Origin of the sequence: Asaia bogorensis NBRC 16594 (assembly GCF_001547995.1) — a bacterium.
GTDB lineage: Bacteria > Pseudomonadota > Alphaproteobacteria > Acetobacterales > Acetobacteraceae > Asaia > Asaia bogorensis.
This window is the reverse complement of the sequence record NZ_AP014690.1, coordinates 1978813-2000943: the sequence shown is the minus strand read 5'-3', so window position 1 is coordinate 2000943 and position 22131 is coordinate 1978813. Positions and strand designations below refer to the sequence as shown.

The window sequence follows — 22131 nt, the reverse complement described above, 5'->3', positions numbered from 1 at the left end:
GCGCGCTATCGCTCAGGCCGCGACGGGCTTGAGCGGCCGGGTGGTATCGTCCTGATTCATGGTTGCCAGCAGGGCAGTACGGATTTCAGCCATACGGGTTTCGGAGGTGACCTTGGTCCCTACCAGATCGCGCACATAGAAAACGTCGACCGCCCGCATGCCGTAGGTCGTGATATGTGCTGAGGAAATCTGCAGTGACTGCTCACTGATGGTGCGGGTGATATCGTATAGCAGTCCGGGGCGGTCGCGCCCGTTGATTTCGATGATCGTGTGACGCTCCGAGGCGCGGTTGTCGATCACGACACGGGCCGGAACATGGATGGCTCTCATGCGGCGTGTCGCGCGTTGATCGGCAAGGCGGTCAAGTTCAGCACCGATGGCGAGGCGGCTCGAAAGAGCCTGCTCGATCAGACTGTTCAGGCGCGCCAGTTGCAGCGGCGTGTCAAAGGCGCGTCCGTTGCTGTCCTGCACCCAGAACGTATCAAGCGCCATGCCATCACTGAGCGTATGGATACGGGCATCGACGATCGAGGCACCGGCAACAGCGAGTCCACCGGCGATTTGTGAAAACAGCCCTGAGTGGTCGGCGCTGAAAATGGTGATTTCGGTCACGTCACGCTGCGGGATCGGGGTCGCCTCGATTGTCAGCGGAGCCGAATGGATTTCGGAATCAAGAACCAGTCGTGCGTGGCGGATATGGGTATCGGCGTCAAAGCCCAGCCAGTAACCCGCATAGCCCAGTGTCAGGAAGTGCTCGGCCTGATCGGCGGCGACACCCTGCTGAAGCAGGCCGTCACGCACCAGTTCCTTCGCGTGGCTTACACGCTCGTCGCGCTCTGTCGCTGCCAGGCCTCCTTCAAGCACCTCGGCAACGCGGCTGTAGAGCTCGCGCAGCAGGGTCGCTTTCCAGGCATTCCAGACATTCGGGCTTACGGCACGCATATCGGCGATGGTGAGCAGCAGCAGCAGGCGGAGGCGCTCTGGAGACTGGATGATGTCCGCGAGGTCGAGAATGGTGCGCGGGTCGTCAATATCGCGACGGAAAGCGGTCTGGCTCAGAAGCAGATGATGCAGGATGAGCCATGAGACCGTCTCGGTCTCTTCGGCATCCAGCCCAAGCTGCGGACAGACATGCTGTGCCACCTCTGCGCCGAGAACCGAGTGATCGCCACCGCGCCCTTTGGCAACGTCATGCAAAAGCGTGGCCACATACATGGCGCGACGCGACTGCATGTCGCGAGCCAGATCGTAAACGAGCGGAATTTCATCCGCCATGGCCCCGGCCTCGATCCAGCCAAGCATACGCACGGCCTCGATATTATGCTCATCGACCGTATAGATATGATAGGTATCGAACTGCATCTGTCCGACGATACGCGACCAGTCAGGCAGCAACGCGCCAAGAAATCCCGTATCGTTGAGAATGGTGAGCCAGTCTGCCCCGCTGGGGCGGGCATGTTCCCGGTTCATCTCTGTCGGGCGCATGAGAAGCGACAGAAACACCCGCATGGTCATCGGGTCGTCACGCAGCGAGGCAATCCGGCGCTCATTGCGTATGAGTTGCTGGATGGCGGTCGGATGCAGTTCCAGATTGTCTTGGAATGCCGCATCGAGCATCCGGACCATCAGGCGCGGATCGTTCTCGAAGCACTGCGCATCCGCGGGCGCGATCTGGTCATTGATCAGTCGGAAATGGCTGGCATCTGCGGGCGTCAGGATCGTTCCCTGATAGGGGGCCTCGCGAACAGGGCCTTGCAGGCGTTCCATGATGCTGGGTTCGAGGATACGGGTCAGGCGCATGACCTCACGTGTGGTGAGGAAGTAGTGGCGCATGAAGCGCTCGACGCCCTGTTGTCGTCCATGACCGGCATAGCCCATACGGCCGCCAATGACAGGCTGGACGTCAAAGGCCAGACGCTCGTCAGCCCTTCCGGCGATGTAATGAAGATGCAGCCTGATGGTCCAGAGGAAATTCCAGGCGCGTCGTGCGCGGTTGGCTTCCTGCTCGGTCAGGAGCCCTAATGTCGTGAAAACGGGTTCGTGCGGGCGGTGAGGATGGGCGGGATTGATGTCGCTGCTGTCCTGAAAGACCCGCGTCATCCAGTTCAGGGTCTGGAGGTCACGCAGGCCGCCGCGTCCCTCCTTGATGTTCGGCTCAACCATATAGGGGTTGTCGCCGAAACGTTTATGACGTTTCTCGCGCTCGTCGATCTTGTCATGGATAAAAGACAAGGCGTTTGCTTCGCTACGGCTGAAACGCGCACCGAGTTCGACGAACAGGCGCTCTGCCCCGGTGATCCGTCGCGCATCCAGAAGGGTGGTGCGTATGGTCAGATCTTCAGCAGCCGCTTGCAGGCAGCCTTCAATGGACCGCGTGGCATGACCCACTCGAACGCCCAGATCCCACAGGAAATACAGCATGTATTCGATCTGCGCGGTCGTTTCGGGCGCGGGGATCTCGTCGGTGAGAAAAAGCAGATCGATGTCACTATAGGGGGCAAGAAGGCCACTGCCATAGCCACCCGTAGCACAGAGGCTGAGGCCGTCTGCCGGGGCCTTGGCCGCCGCGCGGGACAGGTCGAAAAGGCTCGCGATGGCTCCATCCATCAGCTGCGCCAGAGTTGACGCGGCAGCAATGCCCTTGAGCTGGCGCCCCTCGAAAAGCCTGCGGATCTCGCCGTGATGACGACCGATATGACGGCGGAAGAGGCTGACGGCATCCTCGCGTGAAACAGAGCCATCCGGCTGACGCACACGGTCAAGGGCCGTGGTCAGGGCTGACTGCATGTCGGTTTCAAGGAGGGAGATGGGTTCGCGCATTAAGATCCGTCGGTCAGGGGCGTTAAGGAATACCTGAATTTGCTATCTTCAGGTCAAATCGTTCTTTGTTTCAAGCGCAAGTTTGCGTAGCGCGTAGAGGGCCTCCAGAGCGTCGCGCGGCGAAAGGGTGTCGGGGTCGATCGTTTCCAGCGCTTCACGCAGGTGATCTTTCGCCACAGGGGGAGGCGGGGCGGCCTCAAATAGTGGGAGTTGCGGCCCACTGCGCCCCTGATCGCGCTCAAGGGCTGCCAGCAGGCGCGTGGCACGCTGTACGACCGGTAGCGGAACGCCTGCCAGCTGGGCCACGTGTACCCCCCAGCTCTTGCGCGCCGAGCCCTTGCGCACCTCATGCTGGAAAATCACCTCGCCCTGCCATTCGCGCACCGCCATGGTGAACGGTGTCAGTCGGGGCATCGAATCGGACAGGCCGCATAGCTCATGAAAATGCGTGGCGAAGATAGTGCGTGAGCCAAGCTGCGAGTGAAGCGCTTCAAGCGTGGCCCAGGCGATGGCAAGCCCGTCCAGCGTGGAGGTGCCACGGCCGATCTCGTCCACCACCACAAGTGAGCGCGGCCCGGCCTGACGCAGGATGGCGGCTGTCTCGGTCATTTCAACCATGAAGGTCGAGCGTCCGCGCGCGAGATCATCAGCAGCGCCCACGCGGGAGAACAGGCGATCGACGATGCCGATACGGGCTTTCTCCGCCGGAACGGGCAGACCGGCCTGGGCGAGGATAACGGCGAGGGCCGTCTGGCGCAGGAAGGTCGATTTGCCGGCCATGTTGGGGCCGGTCAGCAGCATCACGCGCTGGTCGGGGGGCAGGTGGCAGTCATTGGGGATGAAGCGCGTGGCGCGGTCCAGGGCCGCCTCAACCACAGGGTGACGGCAGGCCTTGAGCGCAAAGCTCTGATCCTGCGTCATTTCGGGACTGCACCAGGTGCCACCCTGCGCCAGGCGCGCACTGCCAGTCAGCACATCGGCCAGCGCAAAAAGCTCCGCCAGTTCGGGCAGGGCAGGATGGGAGACAGTTTCGGCAACCAGCGCGGCGAACAGACGACGCTCCAGCGCCCCGGCGCGGTCGGCAGCCTCCAGAATAGCCCGGTCGAGGTCGAGCAGTTCCTCTGTGGTGAACCGCACCAGATTGGCCGTGCCCTGCCTGAAGGAAAGCTCGGGGCAATCCCGAAGCCTTGCCCCATGCAGCGCCGAGGTCTCGATGATGTAACCCAGTTGCGCGTGATGTTTTATCTTGAGCGTGGCAACGCCGAATTTCTCGGCATAGCTTTGCTGAAGCGCTGCAAGGGTACGTTTGCTGTCGTCACGCAGGCCACGGTAACGATCGAGATCGGCATCATAGCCGGTGGCGATAACCCCGCCATCCTCAATACGGGCGGGCAGGGAGTCTGACAGGGATTTTTCCAGCGTCTCCAGCAGGGCATCGGCGCGGCCGTACAGCCCGGCGAAAAGCGCTCGGATGAGCGAAGGCGTTGCATCGTCGCAAACCGGCTCGAGCAACGCCACGAGTGCGTCAGCCGCTTGCAGCAAATCACGTGTGGCAGCCAGATCGCGCGGCAGGCCGCGCCCCGCCGAGAGGCGGCCCAGGGCGCGGGCAAGGTCGGGACTGCGCCGCAGGATGGGCGTTATCGCCTCCATCAGCCCCGGCTGGGCACCAATCCAGCGCCAGCCTTCCTGGCGACTCTGGATGAGTGTCAGATCGGTAGAGGGGGCTGCGATCCACTGGGCGAGCAGGCGTTGCCCGGCTGCGCTGACACAGCGATCCACCGCTGAAAAAAGCGTATGCGTGGTCGTGCCGTCCCTGGCCTGTACGAGATCGAGGCTGGCGCGTGTTGCAGGATCGAGACCCAGCGTCTCGGAATCATCCCGTCTTAGGGGGCGGGCGATACGGGGCATCGCACCGGCCTGGCTGCGACGCACATAATCAAGCACCAGGGCGCCTGCGCGGATCTCCTCGTCGGTGAAGTCGCCCAGAACGTTAATTTGAGGGACTTCAAAAATCTGCGCCATGCGCGTCCGTGCTGAATCGATGCCGGGCGGAACCAAGTTGGGGGCGACGCGCAGCGCGAAGGGTTCCGGGACAAGCGCCGGGTCGGCAAGGATTTCCGATGGGTCGAGGCGGGCGAGCAACTCCTCGATCTGGGTACGCGGCAGCGTCGTAGTTTCGAACGATCCGGTGGAGATATCGATCCACGCCGCGCCGCACGCATCGCTGGCGCGTGGTTTGCGCGCGGGGGCGGAAAGGGCGAAGAGAAGGTTGGGGCGACCGGCTTCGAGCAGTTCGTCTTCGGTCAGCGTCCCTGCCGTGACAAGACGCACGATAGCCCGCGACAGGGGGCCTTTCTGGGGAGGATCACCCGCCTTGCGCGCGGCTTCGGTCTGCTCCGCCACAGCCACACGAAAGCCGCGACGAATCAGGCGGGCGAGATAGGCCGGGGCGGCCGCAACCGGGACGCCACACATGGGGATCGGCTCTTCGTTATGCTTGCCCCGTGTGGTCAGGCTGATATCGAGCGCCATCGACGCGGTTTCGGCATCGGCGAAAAAAAGCTCGTAGAAATCGCCCATACGAAAGAACAGCAGCGCATCGGGTTCCTGCGCCTTGAGTGAAAACCACTGCGCCATGGCAGGCGTCGCCCCCTCGGCAGAGGGGGTTGCACCCGTAATCGCGGGGGTCGTCATGCTGGATATCGGGTCTGTATGTCGCGCCACATGACACAAATCCTAACGTTACAGCGCGGTCCTGTGAACTCTCTGTTAAGGCACCGGGCGCGATCGCCTGAGAGCCATGATTATTTTGCAACGCTTGACTGTGCGGTCAGGAAGCCCCCGACATGCCGCTGCGACAACCAAGCAGACGCGGAGAGAGACGATGCGTGGGGTACCATCATGTTCCAGCCCGGGTTCGGGACATCGCTGTTCTCTAGCGGGCCCGGCCGCGTCGCAGAACACGACGAAGCAGACGGTCAGGCTGTGCAACGCCGAAGGCCCAGAGGGCGGCGAGGTAAACCACACCAGCCAGCCCCATGAGGATGCCAAGCATCATCCCGCGCATGAGGCCATGCCACATGACCAGACCCGGCGCGATGAGGCGTGCGAGCGTGACCGTGACAAGCGCCATGAGAAAAGAGGCGGCGATGACACGCAGCAGGCGGCCGACCAGAGCCGCATCCGGACGGAATACGGATCGCCTGTGCAGGATGACGGCAAGGAAGCCAAGATTGACCAGAGCCGCAATCGTACTCGCGAGCGGCGGCCCGACATGGGTGAGCGGGCGATAGAGGGCAAGATTGAGCGCAAGATTGAGCGCAAGGGTGAGAAACCCGATACGCACTGGCGTACGGGTATCACCATGAGCGAAAAACCCGGGCGAGAGCACCTTGATCAGAATGAAAGCGGGCAGGCCAAGCGCGTAGGCTCTTAGCGATTGCGCTGAAGAAAGCGCGTCCTCGGTGGTGAATTTTCCGTAGCCGAAAAGCGTCGCCATGATTTCGGGGGCAAGGGCCAGCAGGCCGAAACAGGCTGGAAAGGTCAGGATAGACGCATAATCAATGGCCTGATTGAGCGTTTTCTGTCCGCCTGCCGTGTCATGCTCGGCTGCATGACGGGTCAGGACAGGCAGAAGTGTCGTTCCTGCGGCGGCCCCCAGTACACCTAGCGGCAGCTGGTTGACGCGATCGGCGAAGTAAAGCCACGAGATCGATCCTGCAGGGAGCAGGGTGGAAATCAGCGTATCGACGGTCAGATTGAGCTGTGTGGCGCCAGAGCCCACCAGCCCCGGCCAGAGCCGACGCAGCATGTCGCGCATCTCGCCCGTCAGGCGGGGGCGCGGCAGGGTTAATCGCACACCGGCCCGTCTGACCGACCAGAGCAGAAGGCCAAGCTGGACGAATCCTGAAACCGTGATTCCGATGGCGGTCCAGGTGGCGGTGTCATGAAACACCAGCGCGCCAAGCAGGATGGTGGCGATGCCCACGATATTGAAGGAAACATAGGCCCCGGCTGCCATGGAGAAACGATGCAGCCCGTTGAGCACACCCGCCACCAGGGCGGCTGTGCAGATCAGGATCAGATAGGGGAAGGTGATGCGTGTGAGAGTGACCGCCATCTCGAAGCGGCCCCCGGCATGATTGAAACCTGGTGCGATGATTTCGATGATCCAGGGCATGAACACTTCGCCCAGGATCGTGAGGCCAAGCAGCCATGCGCTGAGGCAGCTCAGGGCCTGCGAGGCAAAGCGCGAGGCATCTTCCTGCCCATGCGCTGTCAGACGTTCGGTGAAGAGTGGTACGAAGGCTGCGTTGAAAGCCCCCTCGCCAAAAAGCCGCCTGAACATGTTCGGCAGCCTGAAGGCAATCTGATAGGCGTCCTGCACCGGGCCAGCACCCAGAAACGCTGCAAGAAGCTGGTCACGCACCAGACCAAGGATACGGGACAGCATGGTCCAACCACCGACGGTGATCAGGTTTCGGAGCATTCCGGGCTTCCAGTCAGAGAACAAGCTAAAATCGAACGCGCCTCTTTAGACGCAACCGCGCTGGAGCGCCATCGGGTCGGGGAGGATTGGCTACGGGGTCATCAGCATGACGGCGCCCAGCCATCGGGGCAGAGGGTGGCTTTCCTGTGGCGGTGGATGAGCGCGGCGAAAAAAGGGTGTCGTTACGTCATGACCACACGCAGGTATGGCCAGCCTAGCCTGCAATGCCAGACATATCCTGAGTTTGTCCCCCATGCCGACAGGCCGCGCTCTTCTGCGCGACATTATCTGACGGTTCGATCGTGCAGAAAAGGCATGGCTGCTCCTACGAGCTTTTTCTTGTGGGCAGCTATCTCCCGGGGCTAGAGAACGCCCTTCGGGCAGCGCGTTGGCGGGATTTTTTCCTGCGAGCCTCAAAAAGTGGCCCGGCATCAAGAGAAGATGGACCCGGCCAGCCGGATGTCGAAAAAGGCGAGCGAAAGATGAGCCCTATAGTGCTTTCACTGACCAGTTTTGTCCTCGCGGCTGGGGTATTCACCCTCGTCCCGGGGCTCGATACGGCATTCGTTCTGCGCAGCACGACCATTTCTGGAACACGCACAGGATTCTGCGCGGCGCTCGGCATTACGCTCGGGCTTTTTGTCTGGGGGGCGAGCGCGGCTTTCGGGCTGACGGCGCTGCTTGCCGCCTCAAAACTCGGTTTCACTATCGTGAAATGGGCGGGCGCCATCTATCTGTTCAGTGTCGGGATACGCCTGCTGCTTCAGCCCCGAGGCAAGGCCACACCCGGTGACGCGTTGCGCGGTGTCACCCTGTCTGGTTGGCAGAGCTTCCGTCAGGGGCTGACGACCAATCTGCTCAATCCAAAAGTTGGCATCTTCTTCATTACCTTCCTGCCGCAATTCATCCCGCATGGGGTCAATTTCGTCGCATTTTCGTTGCTTCTGGCGGGAATTCAGGTGCTACTGACGCTGAGCTGGTTCACATTGCTCATTCTCATGACCGTCAGGTTGGGGGCGTTTTTGTCCCGCCCCGCCACTGTAAGGATTCTCGACCGTGCCACGGGGGGTATCTTCATGGCCTTCGGCCTGCGTCTTGCCCTCGAACGCCAGGGCTGAGCCATTTTCCCAATGCGCTTGGGGGAAAGCCTCTTGCGCCGTTGCGTGAGAGAGTATCCGACCCCCCAAAGGGTCAGGCAGGATCATTACCGATCCATCACCGCACGCATGACGCTGGCCTTGAAGCGATCTGAATCGGGGGCGGTGAGCGGCGTGTACCAGTTGAGCAGCTCACCCTCACGCGAGACGATGTATTTGTAGAAATTCCAGCGCGGGCGTGACAGGATCCCGCCCTGACTGGCCAGCCAACGAAAGAGCGGCGTGGCCTCCTTGCCCTTGACGGTCGATTTGGTCGCCATAGGGAAGCTGACGCCATAATTGCGCGAGCAGGTGGTCTGGATTTCGGAAGCTGTTCCCGGTTCCTGCTGGCCAAAATCGTTGCTTGGCACACCCAGCACCACAAGGCCGGATTTGCCGTAATGGCTCCAGAGATATTGCAGCCCTTCATATTGCGGGGTGAAGCCACATTTTGAGGCCGTATTGGCAATCACGACCGCCTTGCCTTTGAAATCGGCCATCGAGATCGGCTCTCCGCACAGGGCGGGTATCTGCAAATCATAAAAACTGGTCGTCATGTCAGTCCGTCATGCCTCGTTATGAGCCTGACCACCACTGTGGCTTTCCGCTGGACAGCGTGCAAGCATCCCGACACAGTAAAACCTTTCGCGAGTAGAACGGTTCCCGCAGGTCATGTCTCGACGCTGGCCCTCTATCGTGTTGTAACTCCTCGCATCTCTCCCCCGCTTGGGCGCAGTTTCATGCCCTAAGGGGGCAGGGAATGAATGATCTGAAGGGCCGTTGATGTTCCTGCGCGGTTTGGTTGGTATGGCAGTGCTCATCGCGCTGGGCGTGCTGCTTTCGAGTAACCGGAGAGCCATAAATTTCCGTCAGGTGGGTATTGCTCTGGCGCTGCAATGCGGCATCGGTGCTCTGGCGCTTTTCGTACCTTGGGGGCGCAGGCTTTTCGGGGCGCTGGCCGATGGCGTCGGGGCAGTGCTCGCCTATGGGCAGGTTGGCACGCATTTTCTGTTCGGCGGTCTTGCTGGGCCCAAAATGGATACTCTGTTCGGGCAGGACAGTTTCGTGTTCGCCTTTCAGGTGCTGCCGGCCATTGTTTATGTCTCGGCGCTGATTGCCCTTTTCTATCATTGGGGCGTCATGCAGGCGCTGGCCCGTATCATCGGGCAGGGCCTTTGCCGTGTGCTCGGCACAACGGCCATCGAATCCTTTTCTGCCGTCATGACCGTGTTTCTGGGGCAGAGCGAAATGCCGGTGGTGCTGCGGCCCTATGTGAACAAGCTTCGTCGCGCCGAACTGTTCACGATCATGAGTTCTGGCACCGCCTCGGTTTCCGGTTCCGTTCTGGCAGGTTATGCGGGGCTTGGTGTGCCCATGCATTACCTGCTGGCGGCGTCTTTCATGGCAATACCGGGTGGACTGCTTTTCGCCAAAATTCTCTGGCCCACCCCGGAGGATGCCGCGCTGGCAAAAGAACCCATGCCACGCGCCGTGCTCGAGACATCCGGTGTTTTCGATGCGCTGGCCGAGGGCGCGATGAGCGGTGCCCGCGTGGCCTTTGCCGTGGGTGCCGTTCTCGTTGCGTTTGTCGGCATCACCGCACTGGTCGATGGCGTTCTTCACGGGTTGGGCGGGTGGCTCCATCTGCCCGGGATGAGCCTCTCTACGCTTCTGGGCGGGCTGATGGCGCCACTCGCCTGGCTGATCGGTATCCCCTGGGCTGATTCCCTGACCGTCGGCGGGCTCCTTGGGCAGAAAATCGCCTTCAACGAGTTCGTCGCCTATGTCGGGCTATCGCCGCTTATCCACGCGCATGCGCTTTCTGCTCATAGCCTCGCGATCGTCTCGGTCGCGCTGTGCGGCTTTTCTAATTTCTCGAGCGTAGGGATTCTTATCGGTGGCTTTGGCAGCGTGGCTCCTGAACGACGCGCTGAAATCGCGACGATCGCTTCACGTTGTGTGATTGCCGGGACGCTCTCCAACCTCATGAGTGCCACGATCACGGGGCTTTTTATTGCCGCCTGAGCCAGTGTCCCCCAAAAGCCTCGCATAGACCCGGTTATCGCAGGGGCGTCATGGGGATCTTGCCTGTCAGCAGCGGGATTTTCCGATCCCGCAAATCTGCCACGCCTCGGATGGCAGGGCGCAGGAAGGCAGAGGAAGAGGGACAGCTCAGGCATGGTGGATGACACATCCGGCAAGCAGGACCTTCACTCCCTTTATCCCGATCCCCATGACCGCCCTCTCATGGGGAAGCCCGAGCCGGGCAAGAACCTCCATACGCGGCTCTATATCTGCGAGTTCTGGGCGACCTGCCTGCTCATGATTGGTGGTGTCTGCTCCAACGTTGCCATAGGCTCACCGCATAGCCCGGTCGCCAGGGCGCTGGCTGACTGGCCCAATCTCCTCAGTGCCCTTGAAGGGCTCGTTTTTGGTCTGAGCTCCACGCTGGCGGCTCTTTCGCCTTTTGGGCGTGTCAGCGGTGCTCATCTGAGCCCGTCGATCAGCCTGGCATTCTGTCTGGGCCAGCGTCTGGCCCTGACCGATATGGTGTTTTACATGCTCGCCCAGATTTCGGGTGCGGTCATGGGAACGGGGCTGGTTGCGGCGAGTGGCCTGATCTGGCCAGTCTGGGGGCTCTGGTGCCAGTCGTCACGCTTTGCAGCGACCGTGCCGTCGCCCTTTGTGCCGCCGTGGTGGGCCTTTGTAGGCGAGATCAATACAACGGCGATTCTCGTTGCTGTCGTCCTGCTCTGCGGTGCGCGGCCTATGCTGAGACCGTTTGCTGCCTGGGCGGCAGGTCCGGTGTTTTTCGTGCTTAATCCCTTCGAGGCCTGGCTTTCGGGCGATAGTACGAATCTCGCCCGGAGCGTCGGACCGGCGCTGATATCGGGATCATGGGAGCATTTCTGGGTTTATCTGCTCGGTCCCTTCGCTGGGGCCAGTATCATGATCGTCCTGATACGGGCCGAAGCGTTTGGCAGGGTTCATCTGCACGAGGCGCGTCTGGCCTATTTCGGTCATGGAGGGCGGGCGCCGTTTTTCCTGTCGAGATGGTTCAGGCATAAGGGCCGTGCGTCCGACGAGGCGAGATAGTTACTTCAAAGCAATGAATGGTTTCATTGCGTCACCTGTCCATGCCGCTTAACGTTATCTTATCGAAACAGATGGAGACGTTATCATGTTGGATAAGAGCGCGCTGCTGCACCGGCTGCATGATCATGATCCGCTGACTCTGGTTCTTGTTGGGCTTGTCTGCTTCGTCTGGGTGTTTCTGCCGACGCTTGTTGCAGGGCTGCGCCGTCATCCGTCTTTCCGGATGATCGCACTGATCAACCTTGTGTTTTTCTGGGAGTTCTGGATCTGGATGCCGCTCATGGCATGGGCCTCCATGGATCGGCCCGGCGATGCGATGGTGGCCCGTTTCGAGCGCCTGCGCGGTACGTTAAAGAATATTCTGCCCGGACGAGGCAGGTAGCCATCGACCCATACGGGCCGTGAGATGGCGCCGGCTGCGCCACCCCTGCTGTAATACCGGCGGATCAGTCCTGACGGGGGTGTCGGATGATCATGGCCTGCGTGGTGGGCAGTTCAATGACATGCTCCGGCTTGTCGGCCAGAAATTCGGCGAAAGCCTGCGCCACGCCGTCAATGATGGAATAGTCGTGCGTGAGAATAATGCCGCCGGGGATCATGCGCGGGTAGAAATAGGTCAGCCCGGCCAGTGTCGCTTCGTACAGATCAACATCGAGATGGACAAAGCTGTAGCGTTCATCGCCAAGCGAAGCAGCAGAGTCTGGAAAGAAGCCGGGGTGAAAGGCGACGTTCTCATACCCTGCGAGCTTGCGTTTGACGGAATCGAGCGTTCCGCAGAACTCACCCTTGGCAAATACCTTGCCCTCTTTAGCGCATGGTGCGGGCAGACCCTCGAACGTGTCGAACAGGTGAAGCCTGCGGCGGTTTTTGACCATGCAGAGCAGTTCCGCCGAGGCACCACGATAGACACCGAATTCGGCCATATCGCCTTCATACACGGCCTGCGCTTGCGCCAGTTCATGGAGCACGAAGGACTCGTCACTGCTGAGAAGTGAATCCGTGCCTGCGCGCGCCTTGTCGAGACGACGCAGTGTGACCGGATGTTTGTGCCCGCCGAGCAGTTTCATCTGCATCATGCTGTGAACGCCGAATGTCAGAAACCGGACGACCCGGTTCCGGCTGACGAGGCGACGCATGGCTTCATTGCGCATCCACATGATACTGTCCCTTATCGTTGTTCTTATTCGACGGTGATGGGCCGCTCGAGAAGGTGGCGACGCGCCTGGGCGAGGTCGATTTCCCCTGCCAGAAAGGCCGAGACGGTTTCGGTAATGGGCATGGCAATGCCAAGCGCCTTTGCCCTTGCAGCCAGGGCAGGCGCCGTGGCGACGCCTTCAGCAACCGTGCTGCGTGTGCCAAGGATTTCGGCCAAGCTTGTGCCGCGCCCCAACTCGAGACCAAGGCTGTAATTGCGTGAACCTGCCCCCGTACAGGTGAGAATCAGGTCACCCAGACCGCTGAGGCCCGCTATCGTCGCAGGACGCCCTCCCATTGCAGCGGCGAGGCGACCGATCTCGACAATGGCGCGCGTGATCAGCGCCGCACGTGCATTCTCACCAAGCCCCGCGCCAATGGCGATCCCGGCGCCGATGGCGACCACGTTCTTTGCAGCACCAGCAATCTGCACCCCAATCGGATCATCGCTGGCGTAGAGACGGAAATGCGGCGAGGAGAGCAGGCCGACATAGTGATGGGCTTCATCAAGCGACGCTGCGGCGATGGTGGCTGCTGCCGGTGCGCCCATTGCAACCTCGATCGCGAAATTCGGGCCTGACAGAACGGCGTGAGGCCGATCAGGCTGGGTTTCGCGCAGAATGTCGAGCGGGAGATCTCCCGTGCCCAGTTCGAGCCCCTTGCAGCAGGCAATGAGCGGCGAGGTACCCTTCAGGCGCGGCGCGATTGATCTGAGTGTCTGCATGGGCACCACCAGCAATGTCAGATCGGCGTGCTCGGGCAGGTCGGATGTCACGCCAACCGCATCGGGCAGGACGGCAGCAGGCAGGCGGGGCAATGTTCGCGTGCCGGGTGTCACCGGGGAGCGCGACCAGAGCGTTACGCGCGCGCCAGCACGGGCGCTGGCGCAAGCCAGGGCGATACCCCAGGCACCGGCACCGATAACGGCGATATGAGGGGAGGTGGCTGTCATTCTTCCACGATCCGGGTCACTTCCGCGTAGCCTTCACCGTCCGGTGAAAGGATGGGCGCGATGGAGTTGAGAAACACTCTGGCCTGATCCTCGAAACGATAGGGTGGGGCGATGACGGTCAGGCCGCAGCCATTGAGCCGGGCAGGATCGGTGGGCTGTCGCAGATAGAGGCTGCAATCGACGATATCACGCAAACCCATATCGCGCAGCGTATCGTGAAAACGGCGCACCGGGGCGCGATGCTTGATGGGATACCAGGCGGCGACAATGCCCATAGGGAAAGCACGCCGTGCATTGCGCATGGCGGTAGCGAGGGTATCGAATTCGTCCGTTTTCTCAAAAGGCGGGTCCATCAGCACGAGGCCGCGCTTGAGGTCACGCGGCGGCAGAAAGGCCTTGAGCGCGCCATAACCATCGCGCTCATGCACCGCAACCTGCGGTTGATCGCGGAAGTTGCGCCTAAGTATGCGGGCGTCGTCAGGGTGGAGTTCGCAACAGATGAGCCGGTCCTGAGGGCGCAGCACCGAGGCGATCAACGCGGGTGAGCCGGGATAGCGGTTTGCCGGACTATCGGGCGCATTGAAGCTGCCCACGATCGAGAGATAATCAGTCAGTTCCTCGGGCGCTGTTTCCGACGGGGTCGGGGCGTCATAGAAAGCACCGATGCCCTCGCGCCATTCTCCGGTTTTCTGCGCTTCGGTTGCGTCAAGATCATAGAGCCCGCAACCCGAATGGGTGTCGAGCACGCAAAATCCGGCTGGCTTGCGCAGCAGATGGCGAAGGATAACGAGCAGGAGCCCGTGTTTCATCATGTCAGCGAAGTTGCCTGCGTGATAGGCGTGACGGTAGTTCAACGGGCGTCTTTCCTGAATTGCGTGTCGTGTGCTGGAGCGCTTGATGGGCCGAGCAGATCGAGCAGCGCCTCCTGCTCCGGTCGTGCAGCGATGGCGATATCGGCGAATGACGACGGCCTCAGCGCGTCGCCAATCTGGTCCGACAGGGCAAGCGCCCGCACCCTTGAGAGCAGCGCGCTGTCTGGCCCCAGCGCCGAGAGAAAGGCACGGGCCGTTGCAGCTGAGTAAAAGAGGACAGCGGCGATACGCTGCTGGGCGAGCAACGTCCGGGTGGCGTCATCCAGCGTGCCGGTGGGAGCGGTATGGTAGACTACCCGTCTCGTGACGCGCCAGCCCTGGCTACGCAGGTCACGCGCCAGCATGCCCCCAAGCCCGCGTCCGGTCGCGAGAAGAAGAGAGGGGTCTGACTGGGGGCGACCGAGATGCTGCAACAGGGAGCGGGCGTCGCCATCGGCATGATCGACATGACTGAAGCCGCAGGCACGCGCGCGCTCGGCAGTGCGTGCGCCGACGGCCGTCAGCGGCGTTTGCAGTGGAAGAATATCACGCAGGGAGTCGAGGCTTTGCCCGCTGGTAACGACGATACGACCGACAGGGGATAAGGGACGCAACGGCATAGGCATGATGCGCAGCATGGGGGCCAGATGAGGCTCCCAGCCCAGCGCCTCCAATGCACGGCGCGTATCGCTGAGTCCCGGTTCCGGGCGTGTGACAAGGACCGTCCGGCGCGGCGTCTCAGCCATGATCCTCAAAGATATCGGCAGGGGAATCGGCACGGAGCGACAGGCCGAGTTCGCGCCCCAGACGCAGGGCCTCGGTCGGCTCGCCGCAGATCTCGCGTTGCAGGAAGAAGGAGCCATCCTCGCGGGCCACCAGACCTGTCAGGACAAGCTCGCGATCGCCGAAATGACCGCGCCCGCCCGGCTGGGCCTTGGGGCGCAGCCTGGCATAGCCACCTATCGGCGTGCGGCACGAGCCATCGAGCACATCCAGAAGCGCGCGCTCTGCCGTCGCAACAGCGCGTGCTTCGGGGTCTTCTATGGCCGCCAGCAGGTCGAGCAGTTCACGGTCTTCCGCACGGACTGTCACGCCAACGATCCCCTGACCGGCCGCCGGAATCATGAAATCGGTGTCGAGCACGATATCGGCCCGGTCTTCCATGCCCAGACGGCGTAGCCCGGCCAGAGCAAGAAGTGTCGCGTCGCAGGCGCCGCCTGCAAGCTTGTCGAGGCGTGTCTGCACATTGCCGCGTATCAGCCCGAACCGCAGATCCGGACGCCGATGCAGCAGCTGGGCCTGACGACGCACAGAGGCGCAGCCGATCCTGGCGCCAAAAGGCAGGGCATCGAGCGGGGAGTGACCAGCTGCGACCAGCGCCTTTGCCTTGTCGCGCAGCGCCGGGCTCAGGATCAGCACATCGCGTGCATCCTCACGCTTGAGCGTGCAGGCCAGTGTCAGCCCGGCAGGCAGAACCGTTTCGAGATCCTTGAGACTGTGGACGGCGAAGTCGATCTGCCGTGCGAGCAGGGATTCATGGATTTCCTTGGCGAACAGCCCTTTGCCGCCAATTTCCGACAGCAGGCGGGACTGGACCTGATCGCCTGTCGTGTTGATCGGGTGTTCCTGAAACGCGCCCATGTCACGCAGCAGCGGACAGAAACGGGTCAGCCGTGTCAGGAAAGCTCTTGTCTGCACAAGCGCCAGCGGCGAGCCACGCGTGCCTACGCGGAGCGGCAGAGAGTGCCTTGAGGTCGGCGGATGAGGCGAGGCCTGTCGGCGCATGGCTTCGGCAGCAACCTGCTGCAATTGCAGGCTCTGGGTCATGAGCGCTTCGGGCATCGTCATCTGTTTCATGGCTGATCTTGCTACTCCACCGCGTGATCCATGAAAAGAGACGGCTCGCTTATGGCGTTCCATCGCGTTATCAGGGGGGATGGCATGTTTTTCACTCAAGGCCCCGGTTCTGGCCATCGAATCAAGCTGTGACGAGACAGCCTGCGCAATTCTCTCCCCCGAAGGGCGGGTGCTGGCCGAAACCGTGCATACGCAGGCGGGCCATGCGGCGCTGGGTGGGGTCGTGCCAGAAATTGCTGCACGCGCGCACCTGTCCCTGTTGCCTGATATCGTCCGGCAAACACTTGAGAAATCGGGCCTTGCGTTGCACGAGATGGGGGCTTTTGCGGCCTGCACCGGTCCGGGTCTGATCGGTGGGCTGATTGTGGGCAGCAACTATGCGAAAGGGCTGGCACTGGCGATGGACCGGCCTTTCATCGCAGTGAATCATATCGAGGCACATGCTCTGACAGCGCGGCTGCCCGGGCTGGTCGCGACCGATATTAAATTTCCGTATCTTTTGCTTCTGGTGTCAGGTGGGCACTGCCAATGCGTCGCCGTGCACGGTGTGGGGCACTACGAAAAGCTCGGCGGGACGATCGACGACGCAGCGGGCGAAGCCTTCGACAAGGTGGCCAAGCTTCTGGGGCTGGGCTGGCCGGGTGGTCCGGCCCTCGAAAAGCTTGCGGCTGAGGGCAATGCAGGAAGAATCAGCCTGCCGCGTCCATTGATGGGCAGGCCGGGATGCGATTTCTCCTTTTCAGGACTGAAGACAGCAGTCGCCCGACAGATCGAGCCTTATGGCATGGCGGCCCTGCCACGGCAGGTTGCGGCGGATATCGCCGCCAGTTTTCAGCAATGCGTTTGCGATGTGATGGCAGATAGGGCGCGCCATGCCCTTCAGGCGTTGCCAGAGGCCACGTCCCTTGTCGTGGCCGGCGGGGTTGCTGCCAATACGACGATCCGGGCCGCGCTGGAGCAGGTTGCGCAGGAGGCGCATATTCCGTTCGTGGCACCGCCGCTGCGTCTGTGCACGGATAATGCCGTCATGGTGGGCTGGGCAGCTATCGAGACAATCCGCGCCCACGAACAGGCGAGTGCGATGCTTGAGGACGGCATTACAGCCGCACCACGCCCCCGCTGGCCACTGGGCGATATTCTGCCTGCCGGGAAACAATCCGGGGCATAGGCCCTACTTCGATAGTATTGAGGCACTACGCCAAGGCTGCGACGTATGATGACCAAGAACTGATTGGCCTGAGTCTGCCATCCGTGCTTGGCTGGCAGTAGTAACAGCGGGAAAGGTGCATGTGATGAGCAAAGAAGACGATGCCTGGTTCAACATTGATGAACAGGCGAGCGCGCTTGAGCGTCAGGCTGGTATTGCCGAGCCAGCCCAGACGGTTCGAAGCTTCTTGTGGTCGATCGTATTACCCACCATTGCCATGGGGGTTTTTCTGCTCGGGGCGCTCTGGGCCATCATTTCCTGGTTTCACCTGCTCGGTTGAGTCATCGCTGGGTTTGATACTCGCGGCGCAGGTGTTGGCGCGAGTGCGGGTCGAGCAGAGTTCTGAGTGAGCGAGCCAGTGGAGCCGGACTTAACCTTCTAAGTTCGTTGCGAGAAGAACAGAGGTGCCCGCATGAGGCCTGCACAGCGCGCGCCGGGTGGCGGCCCTTTTTTCGTGGTATTCCCCCTCTTGCATCCTGTTATGAAACCGGGCAAAGAAGCGGCTCTTGCCGCAGGGGTCAAACCCTGATGAGCGCAGGAGAGGTGGCCGAGTGGTTGAAGGCAGCGGTCTTGAAAACCGCCGTGCGTGTAAGCGTACCGTGGGTTCGAATCCCACCCTCTCCGCCATTTCTTCCGAAAATTCCCGGTTATGATTCCAGTCTGTCCCGCAGCAGATCACCGCGCACCGTAGCGCATCTGCAGGGGCCATCCCGTTATCGGCTAAGCCAGAAGTAACAATCGCTGATCGGCTCGACGCTGGCCGGTTCAGGCACCCACGGCAATACCCATGATATCAGTTATTCTTTTCGGCGCGTCAGCCGTTGCAGGCGCGTGATGCGCGTGCGTACCGGGAGGGGTGGGCCCTCCCGGTGCTCATGATCAGGCGTTACCTGCGGTCTCGGGGAACTGCTGGGCACGCTTGGCCTGCCACAGTGCCACGAAATCGATTGGCTGCAGAACGATCGGCGGGAAGCCGCCATCGCGCGTTACGTCGCTGATGATGCTGCGAACATAAGGGAAAATCAGACGCGGCACTTCAACCAGCAGGATCGGCTCGATCAGCTCGGCGGGTGCGTCGGTCAGCGTGACGATGGCAGCATAGGTCAGCTCGGCGATGAACACCGTGCGGCCCGCTGCACCGCCTTCGGTTTCCGGCGATTCGGTCGCTTCGGCGCGGATGGCGAGTGCAACCTCGAAAACTGGCTGGGCTTCTTCAAGGCGATTGGCCTGCACGTCGATATTGACCGAGATCTGGGGTGCAGAGCGCAGCGTTGCGAAAATCGCTGCACCGGCCGGGACCTCGAAGGAAAGGTCCTTCGTGTATTGCAGATTGACCGACAGGGGCAGGGCGGGCGGATTGCCCTGGTCGTTGGCCGGGTTCTGGACGGTATCGGACATAAAGCCTCGCATTGCTCGCATGGGCGGTTGTGAACATGCAGCCCATGAGAGCTGCATTGCGTACCTCTAGGCGGTAGCATGATCGATGACTCACGCCAACAGCCTATGATTCCGGCGCAAATGTGACCATATTTCGGGTTGTGAGGCATTGGCAGGGAGTTGTGCCACCGCACGACCCGCTCTACCTAGGCAACATGCCCTTCGAGAAAAAAATAGCGGGAAGCTGAAGTCTTGATGTCCGTCCTTTCGCATATCCCCTACGACATCGTCATTTTTGCCTTGCTGACGGCCCTTCTGGTCTGGCGGCTGCGTGCTGTGCTCGGTCGTCGCGTCGATGTTGGCGGATCATCCGTGACAGCCGCGCCTGTGCCTGCTCGCCCGCAGCCTGCGGCGGCCGCACCGGCGCCTGTGGAAGAACCCAGTGCAAAGTTCGATATTCCCCAGCCCGCCACGCGGGTCGGACAGGTTCTGGCCGAGATTGCGGCAGCACAGCCCGGGTTCAAACCGGAAATCTTCCTGCAAAATGCGCAGAAGGCTTTCCGCGATGTCGTAACGGCCTTTGCGACGGGTGATCGCGAAAAACTGCGTCTTTATCTGACGCCTGAAGCTTTTGCCGGGTTTGATGCAGCCATCACGGCCCGCGAGGAGGCGCAGCAGCAACAGCGCACCGAGATTGTCGGGATCAACTCGCTTGCCATTGTCGATGCCGTGCTGACGCGCTTTGAAGGCGGCGATAAGGCGCGTATCGACGTGCAGATCGTTTCACGCCAGATCAGTATTCTCAACGATGTTGGTGGGCAGCCGCTGATCGGGACGGAATCTGTTACCGAGTTTTCCGATCTGTGGGAATTCGAGAGTGAAACAGGCCCAAACCAGCCAGTCGCATCCTGGCATCTGGCGGCCGCCCGCGCAGCCTGATATCTGCTGAGCCTCTCCGTTGTCGGAACGCGTATTATGCTTCCGGCTGGCCCATGAATGTGCACTTTGCAGACCCGCATCGCCCGGTTGATGTTCTCATCGGGCCAAGGGTCCCGCAGGGCGTATAACGAAATCGGTTTGCCATGAAGACAATTACCCGCCTCTCATTCGGGCTCAGCCTTGCCCTCCTGGCCTCCTGCGCCACGCCGGAGCGGGAAGAAACCCGCCTCGAACTGACCCCGGTCACCTATGCCATGCTCGATGGCTGGTCAGCGGAAACACCTGAGTCGCTTCTGCCGGAGTTGCGCACCGAGTGCCAGCGCATCACCAGGTTGCCACCGGAAACTCACCTCGGCGGTGCGCAGGGCACGATCCCCAATGGCAGCCTCGCCGGAGACTGGAGCGGCGCCTGCACCGCGCTTCAATCGGTCGGAAGTGAGCCAGGCGAAGCACGGCGCTATTTCGAGACGTGGTTCGCGCCCTATCTGGTCGCGAGCGATGGTCTGATCACCGGCTATTACGAACCGCAGATCTACGCTTCCGCCCAGAAGGGCGGTGAATTCCAGACACCGCTTTACGGGCAGCCTGCCGACCTCGTGCGCACCAAAGACACGGCGGGTGACTGGGTGACAGGGCGCTGGGAGAACGACAAGTTCGTTCCCTATTACAGTCGTGCCGAAATCGACCGCGGCGCGCTTGAGGGGCGCGGTCTGGAAATTGCCTGGCTGCGCTCACCCGAGGACTTGTTTTTCCTGCAGATCCAGGGGGCAGGGCGTCTGGTGATGACCGATGGCTCCGTGCGTCGCGTCGGCTTTGCAGCCAAGAATGGCGAGCCTTATGTGCCAATTGGCCGTGTGCTGGTGAGCCAGGGTGAGATGGCGGCGCAGGATGTGTCGCTGACGACGCTGCGGGCCTGGCTTGCTGCGCATCCCGATCGCGCCCAGAGCGTCATGGAGCAAAACCCCAACTACGTGTTCTTCCGGCGTATCGATACGGTACCGCTCGATCGTGGTGCCCCCGGCTCGATGGGGATACCTCTCACGCCGGGTCGTTCCGTTGCAGTCGATCGCAATGTGTTGCCGCTGGGGGTGCCGCTCTGGATCGACACGCATCTGCCGCAGGCAAACGGGGCAGAGGGGCACTGGATGCATCTTGTTTTTGCGCAGGATGTCGGCAGCGACATCAAGGGCGTTGGACGAGCGGATTTGTTCACTGGCTGGGGTGCCGAGGCGGAGGCACTGGCTGGAAAACTGCGCAGTCATGGCCGGATGGTCGTGCTGCTCCCGCATCCTCCCGCCTGATGAAGCATGACAAGGTCAGGGCGCGTCGGGAGGCGATTGGCCCCCACGCCCTGATACGTGGCGATGCGCTCAATGTCATGCGCCGTATGCCAGAGGCATCGGTCGATATTGTCGTGACCTCGCCACCCTATAATATCGGTCTTGCCTACCGCACCTATAACGATCGTCTGGAGGAGCAGGATTATATCGGCTGGATGCAGATCATCTGCGCCCAGATTGCCCGCGTGCTTAAACCGGGCGGCTCGTTCTTTCTGAATATTGCCGGCTCATCGGCGCAGCCCTGGCTCCCATTCGAGCTGATCACGCAGCTGCGCGATATTTTCGTGCTGCAGAACCATATCGTCTGGATCAAGTCTGTTTCGATTGAGGAAAAGACCTATGGTCATTTCAAGCCGGTCAATTCCACACGCTTTATCAACCATAATCACGAGCATGTCTTTCACCTGACGCATCAGGGGGATGTGCCGCTTCAGCGTCTTGCTGCCGGTGTTCCCTTCACTGACAAGTCGAACATCAATCGCAGGCGCCATGCGGTCGACCGGCGGTGTCGGGGCAATACCTGGTTCATCCCGTATGAGACCGTGCGCCACCGCAAGGAGAAATTCCTCCATCCCGCAACTTTCCCTGTGGCGCTGCCAACAGCGTGCATGACCCTGCATGGCTATGACGAGCGCACGGTTCTGCTCGATCCTTTTATGGGGACAGGAACGAGTCTGGTGGCCGCGCATGAGCTTGGAGCCAGCGGGATCGGGATTGATATCGACACCCGCTACGTTTCCGTCGCACGGCGTCGATTGCGCGAGGCTCTCGGTGAAACGGATGACGAAGCTTCCTGAGGGGTAATCCTGTAACGCCTCACATCCCGATCGCACGGCAGAACGACCTTGACAGTGTGCCGTAGTCCCTCAAGGC

General features: G+C 61.3%; 19 protein-coding genes and 1 tRNA gene. 10 read left to right on the top strand and 10 right to left on the bottom strand.

The features are described 5' to 3' along the window. Window positions 1–12 precede the first annotated feature (12 nt). The 3 genes from Asbog_RS08955 to murJ form a co-directional block, all read right to left on the bottom strand. Window positions 13–2820 (bottom strand): [protein-PII] uridylyltransferase, encoded by a 2808-nt coding sequence (locus tag Asbog_RS08955; protein WP_146926379.1) that lies wholly within the window; start codon window positions 2818–2820, stop codon window positions 13–15. A 48-nt stretch (window positions 2821–2868) separates the two neighbouring features. Next, complete coding sequence (gene mutS / locus Asbog_RS08950) at window positions 2869–5514, bottom strand: DNA mismatch repair protein MutS (protein ID WP_062164860.1); 2646 nt, start codon at window positions 5512–5514, stop codon at window positions 2869–2871. 241 nt (window positions 5515–5755) lie between these two features. Next, entirely contained in the window at window positions 5756–7309 is a 1554-nt protein-coding gene (murJ, locus tag Asbog_RS08945) for a murein biosynthesis integral membrane protein MurJ (protein ID WP_062164859.1), read from the bottom strand. 482 nt (window positions 7310–7791) lie between these two features. On the opposite strand from murJ, the gene Asbog_RS08940 reads away from it, so the two are divergent. Continuing rightward, window positions 7792–8427, top strand: a complete 636-nt coding sequence (locus Asbog_RS08940; protein WP_062164858.1) for a LysE family translocator — start codon at window positions 7792–7794, stop codon at window positions 8425–8427. Window positions 8428–8513: 86 nt separating this feature from the next. On the opposite strand, the gene Asbog_RS08935 is transcribed toward Asbog_RS08940, so the two are convergent. Beyond that, window positions 8514–9002, bottom strand: coding sequence for a glutathione peroxidase (locus Asbog_RS08935; RefSeq protein WP_062164857.1), 489 nt, complete (start codon window positions 9000–9002; stop codon window positions 8514–8516). Between the two features lie 226 nt (window positions 9003–9228). Here Asbog_RS08935 and Asbog_RS08930 point away from each other — a divergent pair, with 226 nt between their 5' ends. The 3 genes from Asbog_RS08930 (at window position 9229) to Asbog_RS08920 (ending at window position 11923) form a co-directional block, all read left to right on the top strand. Next, window positions 9229–10470 (top strand): NupC/NupG family nucleoside CNT transporter, encoded by a 1242-nt coding sequence (locus Asbog_RS08930; RefSeq protein ID WP_062164856.1) that lies wholly within the window; start codon window positions 9229–9231, stop codon window positions 10468–10470. Window positions 10471–10623: 153 nt separating this feature from the next. Beyond that, on the top strand, window positions 10624–11541 hold the full coding sequence (locus Asbog_RS08925; protein ID WP_062164855.1) for an MIP/aquaporin family protein: 918 nt from the start codon (window positions 10624–10626) through the stop codon (window positions 11539–11541). Window positions 11542–11626: 85 nt separating this feature from the next. Further along, window positions 11627–11923, top strand: coding sequence for a superinfection immunity protein (locus tag Asbog_RS08920; RefSeq protein ID WP_062164854.1), 297 nt, complete (start codon window positions 11627–11629; stop codon window positions 11921–11923). Window positions 11924–11987: 64 nt separating this feature from the next. Here the strand turns inward: Asbog_RS08920 and Asbog_RS08915 are convergent, their stop codons facing one another. Genes Asbog_RS08915 through hemC form a run of 5 tightly spaced genes read right to left on the bottom strand, consistent with a single transcriptional unit; the run spans window position 11988 to window position 16386 of the window. Beyond that, window positions 11988–12698 carry a TylF/MycF/NovP-related O-methyltransferase gene (locus Asbog_RS08915; protein WP_062164853.1) on the bottom strand — a complete coding sequence of 237 codons (711 nt, stop codon included), beginning with the start codon at window positions 12696–12698 and terminating at the stop codon, window positions 11988–11990. Window positions 12699–12721: 23 nt separating this feature from the next. Next, window positions 12722–13687, bottom strand: coding sequence for an NAD(P)H-dependent glycerol-3-phosphate dehydrogenase (locus Asbog_RS08910; protein WP_062164852.1), 966 nt, complete (start codon window positions 13685–13687; stop codon window positions 12722–12724). After that, window positions 13684–14541: a 23S rRNA (adenine(2030)-N(6))-methyltransferase RlmJ gene (locus tag Asbog_RS08905; RefSeq protein ID WP_062164851.1), complete on the bottom strand. Its 858-nt coding sequence runs from the start codon at window positions 14539–14541 to the stop codon at window positions 13684–13686. The genes Asbog_RS08910 and Asbog_RS08905 overlap by 4 nt, the downstream gene beginning before the upstream one ends. After that, a complete protein-coding gene (locus tag Asbog_RS08900) occupies window positions 14538–15284 on the bottom strand; it encodes a uroporphyrinogen-III synthase (RefSeq protein WP_062164850.1) in 747 nt (248 codons plus the stop codon). The genes Asbog_RS08905 and Asbog_RS08900 overlap by 4 nt, the downstream gene beginning before the upstream one ends. Continuing rightward, the gene (gene hemC / locus Asbog_RS08895; RefSeq protein WP_023978449.1) at window positions 15277–16386 is read right to left on the bottom strand and encodes a hydroxymethylbilane synthase; all 1110 of its coding nucleotides are present in this window, start codon (window positions 16384–16386) and stop codon (window positions 15277–15279) included. The genes Asbog_RS08900 and hemC overlap by 8 nt, the downstream gene beginning before the upstream one ends. A gap of 88 nt (window positions 16387–16474) precedes the next feature. Here hemC and tsaD point away from each other — a divergent pair, with 88 nt between their 5' ends. The 3 genes from tsaD to Asbog_RS08880 all read left to right on the top strand — a co-directional run bounded on the left by tsaD (window position 16475) and on the right by Asbog_RS08880 (window position 18229). Then, on the top strand, window positions 16475–17563 hold the full coding sequence (gene tsaD, locus Asbog_RS08890; RefSeq protein ID WP_062164849.1) for a tRNA (adenosine(37)-N6)-threonylcarbamoyltransferase complex transferase subunit TsaD: 1089 nt from the start codon (window positions 16475–16477) through the stop codon (window positions 17561–17563). A 124-nt stretch (window positions 17564–17687) separates the two neighbouring features. Further along, window positions 17688–17882 (top strand): hypothetical protein, encoded by a 195-nt coding sequence (locus tag Asbog_RS08885; RefSeq protein WP_023978447.1) that lies wholly within the window; start codon window positions 17688–17690, stop codon window positions 17880–17882. Window positions 17883–18139: 257 nt separating this feature from the next. Then, window positions 18140–18229, top strand: a tRNA-Ser gene (locus Asbog_RS08880). Between the two features lie 252 nt (window positions 18230–18481). Here Asbog_RS08880 and secB read toward each other — a convergent pair. Beyond that, entirely contained in the window at window positions 18482–19000 is a 519-nt protein-coding gene (secB, locus tag Asbog_RS08875; RefSeq protein ID WP_023978446.1) for a protein-export chaperone SecB, read from the bottom strand. A 234-nt stretch (window positions 19001–19234) separates the two neighbouring features. On the opposite strand from secB, the gene Asbog_RS08870 reads away from it, so the two are divergent. The 3 genes from Asbog_RS08870 (at window position 19235) to Asbog_RS08860 (ending at window position 22055) form a co-directional block, all read left to right on the top strand. Beyond that, window positions 19235–19918 carry a Tim44/TimA family putative adaptor protein gene (locus Asbog_RS08870; RefSeq protein ID WP_062164848.1) on the top strand — a complete coding sequence of 228 codons (684 nt, stop codon included), beginning with the start codon at window positions 19235–19237 and terminating at the stop codon, window positions 19916–19918. A gap of 143 nt (window positions 19919–20061) precedes the next feature. Continuing rightward, the gene (mltA, locus tag Asbog_RS08865) at window positions 20062–21219 is read left to right on the top strand and encodes a murein transglycosylase A (RefSeq protein ID WP_062164847.1); all 1158 of its coding nucleotides are present in this window, start codon (window positions 20062–20064) and stop codon (window positions 21217–21219) included. Beyond that, entirely contained in the window at window positions 21219–22055 is an 837-nt protein-coding gene (locus Asbog_RS08860) for a DNA-methyltransferase (protein ID WP_023978443.1), read from the top strand. Before mltA ends, Asbog_RS08860 begins: the two co-directional genes overlap by 1 nt. The last annotated feature ends 76 nt before the right edge of the window (window positions 22056–22131 follow it).